This is a genomic window from Thermomonas sp. HDW16 (assembly GCF_011302915.1).
GTDB lineage: Bacteria > Pseudomonadota > Gammaproteobacteria > Xanthomonadales > Xanthomonadaceae > Thermomonas.
In genome coordinates this window covers 748011-763309 of record NZ_CP049872.1, presented here as the reverse complement: position 1 = coordinate 763309, position 15299 = coordinate 748011, and the positions used below count along the sequence as shown (strand labels likewise).

General features: G+C 65.7%; 11 protein-coding genes. 9 read left to right on the top strand and 2 right to left on the bottom strand.

Annotated features, from left to right (window positions below; all coding sequences use genetic code 11):
* Positions 1-7 precede the first annotated feature (7 nt).
* On the bottom strand, positions 8-1849 hold the full coding sequence (gene ilvD, locus G7079_RS03365) for a dihydroxy-acid dehydratase (RefSeq protein WP_166055560.1): 1842 nt from the start codon (positions 1847-1849) through the stop codon (positions 8-10).
* Between the two features lie 372 nt (positions 1850-2221).
* Between ilvD and ilvC the strand changes: the two genes are divergently transcribed.
* The 9 genes from ilvC to leuB are packed head-to-tail and all read left to right on the top strand — an operon-like array spanning position 2222 to position 11895.
* A complete protein-coding gene (gene ilvC / locus G7079_RS03360; RefSeq protein WP_166055558.1) occupies positions 2222-3241 on the top strand; it encodes a ketol-acid reductoisomerase in 1020 nt (339 codons plus the stop codon).
* On the top strand, positions 3241-4986 hold the full coding sequence (gene ilvG / locus G7079_RS03355; protein WP_166055556.1) for an acetolactate synthase 2 catalytic subunit: 1746 nt from the start codon (positions 3241-3243) through the stop codon (positions 4984-4986). Before ilvC ends, ilvG begins: the two co-directional genes overlap by 1 nt.
* Before the next feature lies 1 nt (position 4987).
* A complete protein-coding gene (locus G7079_RS03350; RefSeq protein WP_166055554.1) occupies positions 4988-5224 on the top strand; it encodes an ACT domain-containing protein in 237 nt (78 codons plus the stop codon).
* Positions 5215-6150 (top strand): aminotransferase class IV, encoded by a 936-nt coding sequence (locus tag G7079_RS03345; RefSeq protein ID WP_166055552.1) that lies wholly within the window; start codon positions 5215-5217, stop codon positions 6148-6150. The genes G7079_RS03350 and G7079_RS03345 overlap by 10 nt, the downstream gene beginning before the upstream one ends.
* Positions 6151-6154: 4 nt before the next feature.
* Positions 6155-7261 carry a threonine dehydratase gene (locus G7079_RS03340; RefSeq protein WP_166055550.1) on the top strand — a complete coding sequence of 369 codons (1107 nt, stop codon included), beginning with the start codon at positions 6155-6157 and terminating at the stop codon, positions 7259-7261.
* Complete coding sequence (locus G7079_RS03335) at positions 7258-8802, top strand: 2-isopropylmalate synthase (protein ID WP_166055548.1); 1545 nt, start codon at positions 7258-7260, stop codon at positions 8800-8802. Before G7079_RS03340 ends, G7079_RS03335 begins: the two co-directional genes overlap by 4 nt.
* Entirely contained in the window at positions 8802-10217 is a 1416-nt protein-coding gene (leuC, locus tag G7079_RS03330) for a 3-isopropylmalate dehydratase large subunit (protein ID WP_166055546.1), read from the top strand. The genes G7079_RS03335 and leuC overlap by 1 nt, the downstream gene beginning before the upstream one ends.
* Positions 10217-10807, top strand: a complete 591-nt coding sequence (gene leuD / locus G7079_RS03325) for a 3-isopropylmalate dehydratase small subunit (RefSeq protein ID WP_166055544.1) — start codon at positions 10217-10219, stop codon at positions 10805-10807. The genes leuC and leuD overlap by 1 nt, the downstream gene beginning before the upstream one ends.
* Complete coding sequence (gene leuB, locus G7079_RS03320; protein WP_166055542.1) at positions 10807-11895, top strand: 3-isopropylmalate dehydrogenase; 1089 nt, start codon at positions 10807-10809, stop codon at positions 11893-11895. The genes leuD and leuB overlap by 1 nt, the downstream gene beginning before the upstream one ends.
* A gap of 224 nt (positions 11896-12119) precedes the next feature.
* On the opposite strand, the gene G7079_RS03315 is transcribed toward leuB, so the two are convergent.
* Positions 12120-15299 carry an efflux RND transporter permease subunit gene (locus G7079_RS03315; RefSeq protein WP_166055540.1) on the bottom strand — a complete coding sequence of 1060 codons (3180 nt, stop codon included), beginning with the start codon at positions 15297-15299 and terminating at the stop codon, positions 12120-12122.

The window sequence follows — 15299 nt, the reverse complement described above, 5'->3', positions numbered from 1 at the left end:
CCGTCGGTCAGACCGCGTCCAGCAGGGCCTTGTCGCGTACCGCGCCCTTGTCCGCGCTGGTCGCCAGTAGCGCATAAGCCTTCAACGCGGCACTAACCTTCCGCGGGCGCGCCTGCGCGGGCTTCCAGTCCTTCGCGTCCTGCTCGGAGCGACGCGCATCGAGTACCTCGTTCGGCACCAGCAATTCGATAGAGCGATTCGGGATGTCGATGCGGATGCGGTCGCCGTCGCACACAAGGCCAATCGCGCCACCCGCCGCCGCTTCCGGCGACACATGGCCAATGCTCAGGCCGGAGGTGCCGCCGGAAAAACGTCCATCGGTGAGCAACGCACACGCTTTGCCGAGACCTTTCGACTTCAGGTAACTGGTCGGATACAGCATCTCCTGCATGCCCGGCCCACCCTTCGGGCCTTCGTAGCGGATGACGACGACATCGCCCGGCTTCACCTCGTCGTCGAGGATGCCCTTCACCGCCGCGTCCTGGCTTTCATAGACGCGGGCATTGCCTTCGAACACATGGATCGATTCGTCCACGCCAGCGGTCTTCACCACGCAACCGTCGAGCGCGATGTTTCCATGCAGCACCGCCAACCCGCCTTCCTGCGAATAGGCGTGTTCGACGCTGCGGATGCAGCCTTCGGCGCGATCGTCGTCCAGCGACGGCCAGCGCGTGCTCTGGCTGAATGCAACCTGGGTCGGGATGCCGGCCGGGCCGGCCTTGAAGAAGGTGGATACCGCCTCGTCATCGACCGTGGCGATATCCCACTTCGAAATCGCATCGCCCAGCGTGCGCGCGTGCACGGTGGCAACATCGGTGTGCAGCAAGCCGCCGCGCGCAAGTTCGCCGAGGATCGCCATGATGCCGCCGGCGCGATGCACGTCTTCGATGTGGTACTTCTGGGTGTTCGGCGCCACCTTGCACAACTGCGGCACGCGTCGGCTGAGTGCGTCGATGTCGCGCATGGTGAAATCCACTTCCGCTTCCTGCGCGGCGGCGAGCAGGTGCAGGATGGTGTTGGTCGAACCACCCATCGCGATATCCAGGGTCATCGCGTTCTGGAAGGCTTCAAACGTGGCGATGCCGCGCGGCAATGCACTCGCGTCTTCCGCACCGTACCAGCGATGGCACAACTCCACCGCGATCACACCGGCGCGCTTGAACAGCGCTTCTCGATCCGAGTGTGTCGCAAGCACGGTGCCATTGCCGGGCAATGAAAGTCCCAGCGCTTCGGTCAGGCAATTCATCGAATTCGCGGTGAACATTCCGCTGCAGGAACCGCAGGTCGGGCAGGCGCTGCGTTCGACCGCCGCCACTTGTTCGTCACTCGCATTCGGATCGGCGGCCAGCACCATCGCATCGACCAGGTCGAGCTTGTGTTCGGCAAGTTTGGTCTTGCCCGCTTCCATCGGCCCGCCGGAGACGAACACCGCCGGGATGTTCAAACGCAGCGCCGCCATCAACATGCCCGGGGTGATCTTGTCGCAGTTGGAGATGCACACCAGCGCGTCGGCGCAGTGCGCGTTCGCCATGTACTCCACCGCGTCGGCGATCAATTCGCGCGAGGGCAGCGAATACAGCATGCCGTCGTGGCCCATGGCGATGCCGTCGTCCACCGCGATCGTGTTGAACTCTTTCGCCACGCCGCCAACGCGTTCGATCTCGCGCGCGACCAGCTGGCCCATGTCCTTCAAATGCACATGCCCGGGCACGAATTGGGTGAAGGAATTGGCGATGGCGATGATCGGTTTGTGGAAGTCGTCATCGCCCATGCCGGTGGCGCGCCACAGCGCGCGGGCACCCGCCATGTTGCGGCCGTGGGTGGAGGTTTTCGAACGGTAGTCGGGCATGGGAGTTTCGCTGCGTCGTGGGGACGAACCGCTGGAAGCCTTGATTCTGCTGGGTTTCCACGGTTTCAGTTGCAACCGTCTTTCATGCGAAATCGGAATGACGGCGCCTGTTGACAGTAGCGCATTCGCCGTGTTCTGCTCGCCCCATGTTGCACCGCCGCACATCACTGACGCCCACCACGACCGCATCCGCTGCGGCGTCCGTCCTCGTACTCGTACTTATTACCTCGCCCACAGGTGCGGGACGATCCGGCGCGTAACAACGAAACACAGCCCAGGAATCGCAAACCCCGCACCGCAAGGTGCGGGGTTTTTCGTTTTGGGCCTTTCGAAACCTCCTCCAACCACGACTCCAACCTCAGGACACCCGCAATGACCAGCCCCACCAAACCCCGCATCGCCATCGTCGGCTACGGCAGCCAGGGCCGCGCGCATGCGCTCAACCTGCGCGATTCCGGCTTCGACGTCACCATCGGCCTGCGCCCCGGCGGCCCCACCGAGCTCAAGGCGAAGGCTGACGGCTTCACGGTGAAAACGCCGGCCGACGCGGTGAAAGACGCCGAGATCGTCGCCATCCTGACCCCGGACATGGTGCAGCCGCAGCTGTACGGCGAAGTCATCGAGCCGAACATCGCGCAGGGCGCCTGCCTGCTGTTCGCGCACGGCTTCAACGTGCATTACGGGCAAATCACCCCGCGCGAGGATCTCGATGTCGTCCTCGTCGCGCCCAAGGGCCCGGGCGCGCTGGTGCGCCGCGAATACGAAATCGGCCGCGGCGTGCCTTCGGTCTATGCGATCCACCAGGACACGAGCGGCAAGGCCGAACAGTTCGCGCTGACCTACTGCGCCGGCATCGGCGGCGCGCGCCAGAACGCCATCAAGACCACCTTCAAGGAAGAAACCGAGACCGATCTGTTCGGCGAGCAGGCCGTGCTCTGTGGCGGTGCGACCAAGCTGGTGCAGGCCGGTTGGGAAACGTTGGTCGAAGCCGGCTACCAGCCGGAAGTCGCCTATTACGAATGCCTGCACGAGCTGAAGCTGATCGTCGACCTGTTCTACGAAGGCGGCATCACCCGCATGCACGAGTTCATCAGCGAGACCGCGCAGTACGGCGCACTGACCCGCGGCAATTACATCGTCGACGACAACACCCGCGCGCAGATGCGCAAGGTGCTGACCGAAATCCAGGACGGCACCTTCGCCCGCCAGTGGATCGCCGAATACGCGGCCGGCAACGCCAACTACAAGGCGATGAAGCAGGCCGACCTCGATCATCCGATCGAAGCCATCGGCAAGAAGCTTCGCGCCAACATGAAGTGGCTGGCCAGCTCGCAAGCGGCACCTGCAAAGCCCGCGACCGAAGCCGCACAACCGCAGAGTGAGGCCGCCTGATGAACGGCGCCCGCTGGCTGGCGCAGGCCCTAGTCGCGGAAGGCGTGGACACGCTGTTCGGGTATCCCGGCGGCACGATCATGCCCTTCTACGACGCCCTGCACGGCACCCCGGCACTGAAGCATGTGCTGGTACGCCACGAGCAGGGCGCGGCCTTTGCCGCCAACGGTTATGCGCGCGCCAGCGGGCGTGTCGGCGTGTGCGTGGCGACCTCCGGCCCGGGCGCGTCCAACCTGGTCACCGGCATCGCCGATGCGATGCTGGATTCGGTGCCGATGGTGGTGCTGACCGGCCAGGTGCCGACCACGCTGATGGGCACCGACGCGTTCCAGGAGCTGGACGTGTTCGCGATGACCTTGCCGATGGTCAAGCACAGCTTCATCGCCCGCCGCATCGATGACCTGCCGATGATGGTGGCCGAAGCGTTCCGGCTGGCACGCAGCGGCCGCCCCGGCCCGGTGCTGATCGACCTGCCGAAGGACGTGCAGATGGCCGATGCCTCGCATCTGCCCGCGCATGCACCGCTGCCGGTGGATGCCGCCGAAGCGCCGAAGGATGCCTCGCTGCACGAAGCCTTGGCGCTGATCTCGCAGGCACAGCGTCCGGTCATCTATGGCGGTGGCGGTATCGCGTTGGGCGATGCGCTGCAGGACTTCCGCACCTTCGTCGATGCGACGCAGATCCCGACCGTGCTGACCTTGAAGGGCTTGGGCGCATTGCCGACGCAGCATCCGTTGAACTCGGGCATGCTAGGCATGCACGGCTCGCGCGCGGCGAATTTGGCGGTGCAGGAATGCGATGTGCTGATCGTGGTCGGCGCGCGTTTCGATGACCGCGCTACCGGAAAACTGGCCGAGTTCGCGCCGAACGCGCGCGTCGTGCACATGGACCTGGATGCCTGCGAGATCGGCAAACTGCGTGCCGCCGATGCCGGCGTGCGCGGCGATATCCGCACCACGCTGGCGAAACTGACCCTGCCCTGCGCGGCCCATCTGCACGGCCGCAACGGCGCCGCCCGCAAGGCCTGGCGCGCACAGTGCCAGCAACGCGCGCAACAACATGCCGCGCGTTACGACGCCCCCGGCAAGACCGTGTTTGCGCCCGCGTTGCTGAAGCGCTTGTCCGAACTGGCGCCGGATGCAGTGGTCGCCTGCGATGTCGGCCAGCACCAGATGTGGGTGGCGCAGCACTGGCGCATGGATCATCCGCGCAAGCACCTGACCTCCGGTGCGCTGGGCGCCATGGGTTTCGGCATCCCCGCCGCGATGGGCGCACAGATGCAGGATCCGACTGCACGGGTTGTCTGCGTCAGCGGCGACGGCTCGATCCTGATGAATATCCAGGAGCTGGCGACGCTGCGCCGCTACGACCTGCCGGTGAAGATCGTGCTGCTCGACAACCAGGCGTTGGGCATGGTCCGCCAATGGCAGGAATTGTTCTTCGACAAGCGTTATTCGGAGATCGACCTGTCCGACAACCCGGATTTCGTCGCGCTGGCGCAGGCGTTCGGCATCGAGGCCCTTCATGTCGAACGCGCCGAAGACGTCGATGCCGCGCTGCAGGCGTTGCTGGAGGCGAAAGGCCCGGCCCTGCTGCACGTCGCCATCGACACCGCCGCCAATGTCTGGCCGTTGGTGCCGCCGAACCGCAGCAACAGCGACATGCTGGACGACGCGCCCGCCGCCGCAACGCCCGCCATCGCCACTCCTTCCCCACACCACCACACGTCCGTCCAGGAGGCCTGACATGCGCTATCGACTCGACCTCACCCTGCGCCAGGCCGAAGGCGCGCTCGCCCGCGTGCTCGGCACCGCCGAACGCCGCGGCTTCCGGCCGCTGGCGGTGGAAGGCGAAGCCCAATCCGAAGGTGACCGCTGGCACCTGCAGATGACCGTGGAAGGCGACCGCACCGCCGACAACCTGCATGAGCAGCTATCCAAGCTGTACGACTGTCTGGACGTGCAGGTGCAGCCATGCAATTGAACGACGGCACCGCGAGCGAGGCGCGCGGCGATGCGACGCGCAGCGAATCGACATCGACCGATACGCCGCAACAACTGTGGTTCGATGGCGAACTGCAGGACGCATCGAAGCTGCAGGCCACGCTGGGCACGCATGCCCTGCATTACGGCAGCGGCGTGTTCGAAGGCATTCGCGCCTATGCCACCCGCGACGGCGCCGCCGTGTTCCGCCTGCCCGAGCACCTGGAACGCATGCGCAAGGGTTGCGAACTGCTGGGCATGGACTTCGACATCGCACTCGCGACCGAGGCAGTGCTGCAGACGCTGCGCGCGAACAAACTCGGCGATGCCTATATCCGCCCGCTGGCCTGGTATGGCGACGGCGGTTTCGGCCTGGATGTCAGCGGCCGCGCGCACCACCTGATGGTCGCCACCTCGGCCACCAACCTGCATCTCAACGGCAACCGCACGCGGGTGTCGGTGTCGAAGTGGCGGCGCAACCCGGCCAGCTCGCTGCCACCGCTGAAGCTGTGTGGCGCCTACGTCAACTCGATCCTGGCCAAGCGCGAAACCAAGGCGCGCGGTTTCGACGAAGCGATGTTCGTCGACGACGACAACTACGTCGTCGAATGCACCGGTGCCAACCTGTTCTTCGTGCGCGATGGCGCGATCACCGCGGTCGAGCATCGCGACGCGTTGCCCGGCATCACCCGCGACACCCTGATCCGCCTGACCGGCGCCGATTCGCGGCCGGTCAGCATGGAAGAACTGCTGGATGCAGACGAAGTGTTCGCCTGCGGCACCGCCGCCGAAGTCGCACCCATCGCCGAAATCGACGGCCGCACGTTCGACGCGCAAAGCCCGCTGTCGCGCGAGATCGCCGCGGTGTACGCGGCCACCGTGCGCGGCGAAAGCAGCTGGTCAGGCCGCTGGTTGACCCGGGTCTGAGCCGATGCCAAGCGACGTAGCCAGCGATGTACGCATGCCCACCGCCAGCGATGTGCTGGCGGCGCATGCACGGCTGCGTCGTTACCTCGATGTCACCCCGATGCATCACGCGGAACGCTTTGGCTGCTGGCTGAAACTCGAGAACATGCAGCGCACCGGCTCGTACAAGGTGCGTGGCGCGTTGAACGCATTGCTGGTCGCGCGCGAGCGCGGCGATGCGCGCACGGTGATCGCCGCGTCCGCCGGCAACCATGCGCAAGGTCTTGCATGGGCCGCTTACCGCCTGCGCATGCCGGTGATCACGGTGATGCCGCGCTGCGCGCCGGAAACCAAGATCGCCGGCGTCGCCCATTGGGGCGCGACCGTGCGCCTGCATGGCGATAGCTACGACGAGGCCAAGGCCTTCGCCATCGAACTGGCCGCGCACAACGGCTATCGCCTGCTGTCCGCCTTCGACGATCCCGACGTGATCGCCGGGCAAGGCACGGTCGGCCTGGAGATCGCCACCACGCTGTCGCCCGACGTGGTGCTGGTGCCGATCGGCGGTGGCGGCCTGGCGGCTGGCGTCGCGCTGGCCTTGAAATCGCAGGGCGTACGCATCATCGGTGCGCAGGTCGAAGGCGTGGATGCGATGGCGCGCGCATTGAAAGGCGACCACACGCCGCGCGACCCGGTTGCCACGCTGGCCGATGGCATCAAGGTCAAGGAACCCGGTGCACTGACCCGCGTACTGCTTCGCGAGTTGCTGGACGACGTGGTGATCGTGCGCGAAGCCGAACTGCGCGAAACCCTGGTGCGGCTGGCGCTGGAAGAACACGTGATCGCCGAAGGTGCCGGCGCGCTGGCGCTGGCCGCTGGCCGACGCATCGCCGCCAAGCGCAAATGCGCGGTGGTCTCCGGCGGCAACCTGGATGCCGGGGTTCTCGCGCGGTTGCTGTCCGAGGTGCGCCCACGCCCGCCGCGCAAACCGCGGCAACGCGCGCAGGAGCGACTTAGCGCGCCGGCGACGAAGCGCACGCCTTCCGCGAACGCGCTTCCCGTCGGCCTGCTGTCCGTTCCGCCTGCGCCCAGCAAGCGCACCGCCCCCTCTTTCGAAGAACTCCCCGCATGACCCACGCAAACACGACCGATCGCATTCGCATTTTCGACACCAGCCTGCGCGACGGTGAACAATCGCCCGGTTTCACCATGAGCGCGTCGCAGAAGATCGCCTTCGCCCATGCGCTGGCCGATCTCGGCGTCGATGTGATCGAAGCCGGCTTTCCCAACAGCTCCCCCGCCGATTTCGGCGCGGTGCAGGCCATCGCCCGCGAGGTGCGCGGAGCGTCCATCGCCACCCTCGCCCGCTGCCATCCGGGCGACATCGAAGCCTGCGCACGCGCATTGGACGATGCCGCCGCGCCGCGCATCCATGTTTTCATCTCCACCAGCCCGCTGCACCGCCAGCACAAGCTCAACATGAGCCGTGAACAGGTGATCGAGCACGCGGCGATGGGCGTGCAACTGGCACGCAAGCACGTGGACGATGTGGAGTTCTCCGCGGAGGACGCCTTCCGCACCGAGCGCGAGTTCCTGGTCGAAGTGTTCGATGCCGCGGTGGCCGCTGGTGCGCGCACCCTGAACGTACCGGACACCGTGGGCTATGCCACGCCGGAGGAAATCCGCGAACTGTTCCGCTACCTGCGCGCCAACGTGAAAGGCGCGGACGGCGTGACCTTCAGCGCGCACTGCCACAACGACCTGGGCCTGGCGGTGGCCAATTCGCTCGCCGCGATCGAAGGCGGCGCGCGCCAGGTCGAATGCACCATCAACGGCATCGGCGAACGCGCCGGCAATGCCGCGCTGGAAGAGCTGGTGATGGCGATGAAGGTACGCGGCGGCTGGTACGGCGCGGACACCTGCATCGATACGCGCAAGCTGCTGGAGACTTCGCGCCTGCTGTCGCGCATCACCGGCATCCAGGTGCAGCGCAACAAGGCGATCGTCGGGCTGAACGCGTTCGCGCATGAATCCGGCATCCACCAGCACGGCATGCTGAAGAACCGCGACACCTACGAAATCATGCGCCCGCAGGACGTGGGCTGGCCCGATTCGCAACTGGTGCTGGGCCGCCACAGTGGCCGCGCCGCGGTCGCCGACCGCCTGCGCCAGCTGGGCTATGTGCTGGAAGACGAACAGCTCGACCAAGTGATCGCCGGCGCCAAGGCGTTGACCCAAACCCAGCACGTGATCGGCGATGCCGACCTGCAACGGCTGGTCGAAGGCGAGCGTTACGGCCCCGGCTGGCGCATCTCCGCGCTGAGCCTGACCGACTACGGCCAGCACACCCGCGCGCACGTCGACCTGTCCGATCCCGACGGCAAGCACCTGCTGCAAAGCGCGGAAGGCGAAGGCCCGATCGCCGCCGTGTTCGCCGCGCTGGCGCAAGCCACCGGCGTCGATTTCGAACTGGAAAGCTACGAAGTGCACAGCATGGGCATCGGCCGCGACGCGCGCGGCGAAGCCAACCTGAGCGGTCGCATCGATGGCGAAACATTGAGCGGGCAAGGCACCAGTCGCGACGTGCTGGAAGCCAGCGCGATCGCCTGGCTGGATGTCGCCAACCGCGTGCTGCGCGCACGCCAGGCGCAGCCACGCGTGGAGGCTGCGTGATGGTTGCGAAGACATTGTTCGACAAGTTGTGGGACGCGCACCTGGTCGCGCCGGAAACCGATTCCGCGCCGGCGGTGCTGTACATCGACCTGCACCTGATCCACGAAGTCACCTCGCCGCAGGCCTTCGCCGAACTCGACGCACGCGGCCTGCCGGTCGCAAGGCCGGAACGCACCAAGGGCACACTGGATCATTCGACGCCAACCTTGCCTGCAGATGCCACCGGCAAGCTGCCGTACGCGAACGTTGAAGCGGAAGCGCAGGTCGCGAAGCTGCGCGAGAACGCCGCGAAGTTCGGCGTAGAACTGTTCGACTTCGGCAGTGCGCACCGCGGCATCGTGCATGTCATCGGCCCCGAACTCGGCATCACCCAGCCCGGCATGACGATAGTCTGCGGCGACAGCCACACCGCCACACACGGTGCATTCGGCGCACTGGCGTTCGGCATCGGCACCAGCGAAGTCGGCCACGTGCTGGCCACGCAATGCCTGTTGCAACGCAAGCCGAAGACGCTGGCGATCACCATCGACGGCGAGCTCGGCCCCGGCGTCACCGCCAAGGACCTGATCCTGCACGTGATCGGCGTGATCGGCGTCAATGGCGGCACCGGCCATGTCATCGAATACCGCGGCAGCGCGATCCATTCGCTGTCAATGGACGAGCGCATGACCGTGTGCAACATGTCGATCGAAGCCGGCGCGCGCGCGGGCCTGATCGCGCCGGACGACATCACTTTCGAGTTCCTGCGCAACACCCCGCGCGCACCACAGGGTGCGGCGTTCGATGCGGCCGTCGAACGCTGGCGCGTATTCCGCACCGACGAAGGCGCGGCGTTCGATCGCGAAGTGCGGATCGACGCGCGCGACATCGCGCCGACCATTACCTGGGGCACGCATCCGGGTCAAGTCGCCGCGATTGCCGGGCACATCCCGGCAGATACCAACAGCGACGACGCCAAGGCACGCGACTACATGGGTTGGGAGGCGCAGGCGCCGCTGGCCGGGCGCGCGGTGGACGTGGTGTTCATCGGCAGCTGCACCAATTCGCGGCTCAGCGACTTGCGCGAAGCCGCGTCGATATTGAAGAACCACAAGGTGCATCCGCGCGTGCGCATGCTGGTTGTGCCCGGCTCCGAGCAGGTCAAGAAGGATGCCGAAGCCGAAGGCATCGACGCCATCGTCCGCGCCGCCGGTGCCGAATGGCGCGAGCCTGGCTGCTCGATGTGCATCGCGATGAACGGCGACCTGGTGCAACCGGGACAGTTGGCGGTTTCGACGTCCAACCGCAACTTCGAAGGCCGCCAGGGCAAGGGCGCACGCACCGTGCTGGCCTCGCCTTTGACGGCTGCGGTGTGCGCAGTGGCCGGCGAGATCACCGACCCGCGCGAATTCCTGAGCCAGAAGGAGGCCGCGTGATGCAGCCGTTCAAGCAATTGACCTCGCGCACCATCGTGCTGCGCGAACGCAATATCGATACCGACCAGATCATCCCCGCGCGCTTTTTGACCACCACCGAGCGCAAGGGCCTCGGCAAGCATGCCTTCAACGACTGGCGTTCACTGCCGGATGGCTCGCCGGACCCGGAATTCCCGTTCAATCAAGCAGAGAACGCTGGCGCGCAGATTCTGGTCGCCGGCCGCAACTTCGGCTGCGGCTCCTCGCGCGAGCACGCGCCGTGGGCGCTGCTCGACCTCGGCCTGCGCGCGGTGGTCAGCAGCGAGATCGCCGACATCTTCCGCAGCAACGCGCTTAAGAACGGCCTGCTGCCGATCGTGCTGGATCAGCCCGTCGTCGACGAACTGCTGGCGCAGCCCGGCATCGAACTGTCGATCGACATCGCCGCGCGCACCTTGACGCTGCCCGACGGCCGCAGCTTCGCCTTCCCACTGGATGCGTTCGCGCAGACCTGCCTGCTCGATGGCGTAGATCAACTCGGCTACCTGCTGAAACAAAAACCCGACATCCAACAATTCGAAGCCGCGCGCGACGCGGCAGAGGCCGCTTGATGAACGCGAACATCGTCGTATTGCCGGGTGACGGCATCGGCCCGGAAGTGACTGCTGCTGCAGTTTCGGTGTTACAAGCCGTTGCCAAGCGCTACGGCCACGACTTCCATTTCGAGGAACAGCTGATCGGCGGCGCCGCGATCGACGCCACTGGCGAACCGCTGCCGCAGGCGACGCTGGATGCCGCACGCAAGGCAGATGCCGTGCTACTAGGTGCGGTCGGCGGCCCGAAGTGGTCCGACCCGAAAGCGAAGGTACGACCCGAGCAAGGGTTGCTCGCGATCCGCAAGGCGCTGGGCCTGTACGCCAACCTGCGCCCAGTGAAGCCGCACCCGGCGACGCTGGGTGCCTCACCGATCAAGCCGCACCTGCTCAACGGCGTGGATCTGGTGGTCGTACGCGAACTGACTGGCGGCATCTACTTCGGCGAAAAATCGCGCGATGGCGACAATGCCAGCGACCTGTGCAGCTACAGCGTGGCCGAAGTGGAACGCGTGGTGCGACGCGCCTGCACATTGGCACGTGGCCGCCGCGGCAAGGTGACGTCGGTCGACAAGGCCAACGTGCTGGAGACCTCGCGCCTGTGGCGCGAAACCACCGAACGCGTGGTGCACGAGGAATTCCCCGAGATCGAACTGGAACACCAACTGGTCGATTCGATGGCGATGCACCTGCTAGCCAAGCCGCGCGAGTACGACGTGATCGTCACCGAGAACATGTTCGGCGACATCCTCACCGACGAGGCCTCGATGCTGGCCGGCTCGCTGGGCCTGCTGCCGAGTGCGTCGCTGGGCGATGGCAAGGTTGGCCTGTACGAGCCGATCCACGGCTCCGCACCGGACATCGCAGGCAAGGGCATCGCGAATCCCTATGCGACGATCCTCAGCGCCGCCATGCTGCTGCGCCATTCGCTGGGACTCGAGCGCGAAGCCGCGTGTATCGAGCTGGCAGTAGGCAAGGCGCTGGATGCCGGCGTGCTGACCGCCGACCTGGCGCCCGCGGGCCGTGGCGTTCGCACAGCGGAAGCGACTCGTGCGGTGCTCGAACACATCGAAGCCGATTGCTACGTGGCGGAACTGCGCGATTGACGAAAGGAAAAGGGGTCAGAGTGAAGTTTTGCGACCGGGATTTCCGGTCAAGCCGATTCGAGTCGACGCAAAATTCACTCTGACCCCTTTTCCATTGCCATACACCTCGGGTGCATCGGCGTGATGCATGCCGACGCGCAATCAAGGAGGAGGCATCGGCGCTTTTGGCCGATGCCGGGGGCGACGCGACGGCACCCATAGCACCGGCGCGAAGCCTCGCTGCGTCAGGCGTGCGACGGCTCCGGCTTCACCCGGAACCACGCCGCATACAACGCCGGCAGGAACAGCAGGGTCAGCGCGGTCGCCACGATCAGCCCGCCCATGATCGCCACCGCCATCGGCCCGAAGAACACCGAGCGCGACAGCGGGATCATCGCCAGCACCGCCGCCAGCGCGGTCAGCACGATGGGGCGGAAGCGGCGCACGGTGGCGTCGATGATCGCCTGCCACGGCGCATGCCCGGCGGCGATGTCCTGTTCGATCTGATCGACCAGGATCACCGAGTTGCGCATGATCATGCCGAACAGCGCGATGGTGCCGAGCATCGCCACGAAGCCGAACGGCACCCGCAGCACCAGCAGGAACAGACTGACGCCGATCAGCCCCAGCGGCGCGGTCAGCCACACCAGCAGCACCCGCGAGAAGCTGCGCAGCTGCAGCATCAGCAACGTGGTCACCACCAGCACGAACAGCGGCATGCCGGCGTTCACCGAGTTCTGCCCGCGCGCGGAATCCTCCACCGTGCCGCCGAGCTGCAGCAGGTAGCCGGAGGGCAGCGTGGCGCGGATGTCATCCAAGGTCGGCGAGATCTGCGCCATCACGCTGGACGGCTGTTCCTTGCCGTAGATGTCGGCGCGCACGGTGACCGTCGGCAGGCGGTTGCGATGCCAGACGATGCCGTCCTCGAAGCCGTCCTCAAGCGTGGCGATCTGGCTCAGCGATACCGCCTTGCCGCTCATCGTCGGCACCGCCAGCGAACCGAGCATGCCCAGCCGTTCGCGCTCCTCGCCCGGCCCGCGCAGCAGGATCTCGATCGCCTCGTTGTCTTCGCGATAGGTGCTGACGGAGGTGCCGGATAGCGAACCGGACAGGAACTTCGCCACCGCCGCCGAGCTCACGCCCAGCGCGCGTGCGCGTTCCTGGTCGATGCGCAGACGCACCACCTTGCTCGGTTCGCTCCAGTCCAGGTTCACGTTGGTCACATGCGAATTCGCGCGCACTTTGTCGGCCACTTGTCGCGCGATGGCCTGTACGCGGCCGATGTGTTCACCGGAGACGCGGAACTGCACCGGGTAACCGACCGGCGGACCGTTCTCAAGGCGTGTGACGCGCACCTGCAGTTCCGGGAACGCCGGTGCGGCTTCCTCGATCAACCACTTGCGCACGGCTTCGCGCGATTCGATGTCATGCGTGAGCAGCACGAACTGGGCGAAATTCGCCGCGGGCAACTGCTGGTCGAGAGGCAGGTAGAAACGCGGTGAACCGGTACCGACATAGGCGACATAGCTTTCGACGCCTTCCTGCTTCTGCAACATCGCTTCCAGCTTCTTCGCCTGCGCCGCGGTGGCCTTGAGCGAAGCGCCTTCGGCCAGCTCCATGTCCACCATCAGCTCCAGCCGCGTGGACGCCGGGAAGAACTGCTGTGGCACGAAGCGGAACAGCATCAGCGAAGCGATGAAGATCGCCACGGTCACCGCGATCACCGTCTTGCGATATTCCACGCACCACGCGACCAACTTGCGGAAGCGCTGGTAGAAGGCCGACTGATAGGGATCGTGCGCGGCTTCGTGGTGGTGCTTGGCAGTGATGTGATCCGAGATAGCGCTACCGATGCGCGGAATGCGCGACACGCCTGCGGCGAAGGCATCGCGCAGTCGCCGGAACCCGCGCGCGATGCGGCCCTTCGGTTCGCTTTCCTCGCCCTGCTCGGTCAACAGCTGGTAACCCAGGTACGGGATGAACACCACCGCCGCCACCCAGGAAATCAGCAACGCGATCGTCACCACCTGGAAGATAGAGCGCGTGTATTCGCCTGTACTCGATGCCGCGGTGGCGATCGGCAAAAAGCCGGCCGCGGTCACCAGCGTGCCGGTCAGCATCGGGAATGCCGTACTTTCCCAGGCGAAGGCAGCGGCCTTGATCCGGTCGTAGCCCTGCTCGATCTTCACCACCATCATCTCGACCGCGATGATCGCGTCATCCACCAGCAGACCCAAGGCGAGCACAAGCGCGCCGAGCGAGATCTTGTGCAAGCCGATGCCGAAGTAATGCATCGCGGCGAAGGTCATCGCCAGCACCAGCGGGATCGACAGCGCGACCACGGTGCCGGTGCGCAGGCCGAGCGACAGGAAGCTGACCAGCAGCACGATCGCCACCGCCTCGGTCAGCACCTTGATGAACTCGTCGACCGAACGCGTCACCGCCAGCGGCTGGTCGGAGACCTTGCGCAGCTGCATGCCGGTCGGCAGGGTCTTTTGCAGGCGCGCGAATTCGCTTTCCAGCGACTTGCCCAGCTTGAGGATGTCGCCGCCATCGCGCATCGACACCGCAAGGCCGATCGCGTCTTCGCCCATGTAGCGCATGCGTGGCGCTGGCGGGTCGGAGAAACCGCGGGTGACCTTGGCGATCTCGCCCAGGTGGAAGGTGCGGTCGCCAGCGCGGATCGGGAAGTCGCGTATCGCCTGCACCGAATCGAAGCGACCGCTGACCCGCATCTGCACGCGTTCGCCAGCGGTTTCGAAATAACTCGCCGGCACCACCGCATTCTGTTCGTCCAGTGCCTGCTGCACCACGGTCAACGGAATCCCGAGTGATGCCAGCTTGGTGTTGGACAGCTCGATGTAGATCTTCTCGTCCTGCAGACCGAGCAAATCCACCTTACCGACGTCCGGAACGCGCTGCAGTTCAAGCTCCAGCCGCTCGGCGTAGTCCTTGAGCACGGCGTAGTCGAAACCATCGCCGGTCAACGCATAGATATTGCCGAAGGTATCGCCGAATTCGTCGTTGAAGAACGGGCCGATGGCATCACGCGGCAGTGTCGCCTTGATATCGCCGACCTTCTTGCGCACCTGGTACCACAGCGGCGGAATGTCCTTGCTGCGCAGAGAGTCCTTGGCGATGAAGATGATCTGCGACTCGCCTGGCCGCGAGTAGGCGCGAATGAATTCGTACTGGCCGGTTTCCATCAATTTCTTTTCGATGCGGTCGGTGATCTGCCGCGAGACTTCCTCCGCGGTCGCGCCCGGCCAGATCGTGCGCACCACCATCGCCTTGAAGGTGAACGGCGGATCCTCGGATTGGCCGAGGTGGCGGTACGACCACGCGCCGAGCAGACCCAGCATCAGGATCGCGTACAGCACCAGCGTGCGGTTGCGCAGCGCCCATTCGGAAAGATTGAATTTCAT

What these genes read in the sequence shown, in the direction of transcription:
- ilvD (WP_166055560.1), bottom strand. Translation starts at nt 1,849, where the DNA reads ATGCCCGACTACCGTTCGAAAACCTCCACCCACGGCCGCAACATGGCG.
- ilvC (WP_166055558.1), top strand. Translation starts at nt 2,222, where the DNA reads ATGACCAGCCCCACCAAACCCCGCATCGCCATCGTCGGCTACGGCAGC.
- ilvG (WP_166055556.1), top strand. Translation starts at nt 3,241, where the DNA reads ATGAACGGCGCCCGCTGGCTGGCGCAGGCCCTAGTCGCGGAAGGCGTG.
- G7079_RS03350 (WP_166055554.1), top strand. Translation starts at nt 4,988, where the DNA reads ATGCGCTATCGACTCGACCTCACCCTGCGCCAGGCCGAAGGCGCGCTC.
- G7079_RS03345 (WP_166055552.1), top strand. Translation starts at nt 5,215, where the DNA reads ATGCAATTGAACGACGGCACCGCGAGCGAGGCGCGCGGCGATGCGACG.
- G7079_RS03340 (WP_166055550.1), top strand. Translation starts at nt 6,155, where the DNA reads ATGCCAAGCGACGTAGCCAGCGATGTACGCATGCCCACCGCCAGCGAT.
- G7079_RS03335 (WP_166055548.1), top strand. Translation starts at nt 7,258, where the DNA reads ATGACCCACGCAAACACGACCGATCGCATTCGCATTTTCGACACCAGC.
- leuC (WP_166055546.1), top strand. Translation starts at nt 8,802, where the DNA reads ATGGTTGCGAAGACATTGTTCGACAAGTTGTGGGACGCGCACCTGGTC.
- leuD (WP_166055544.1), top strand. Translation starts at nt 10,217, where the DNA reads ATGCAGCCGTTCAAGCAATTGACCTCGCGCACCATCGTGCTGCGCGAA.
- leuB (WP_166055542.1), top strand. Translation starts at nt 10,807, where the DNA reads ATGAACGCGAACATCGTCGTATTGCCGGGTGACGGCATCGGCCCGGAA.
- G7079_RS03315 (WP_166055540.1), bottom strand. Translation starts at nt 15,299, where the DNA reads ATGAAATTCAATCTTTCCGAATGGGCGCTGCGCAACCGCACGCTGGTG.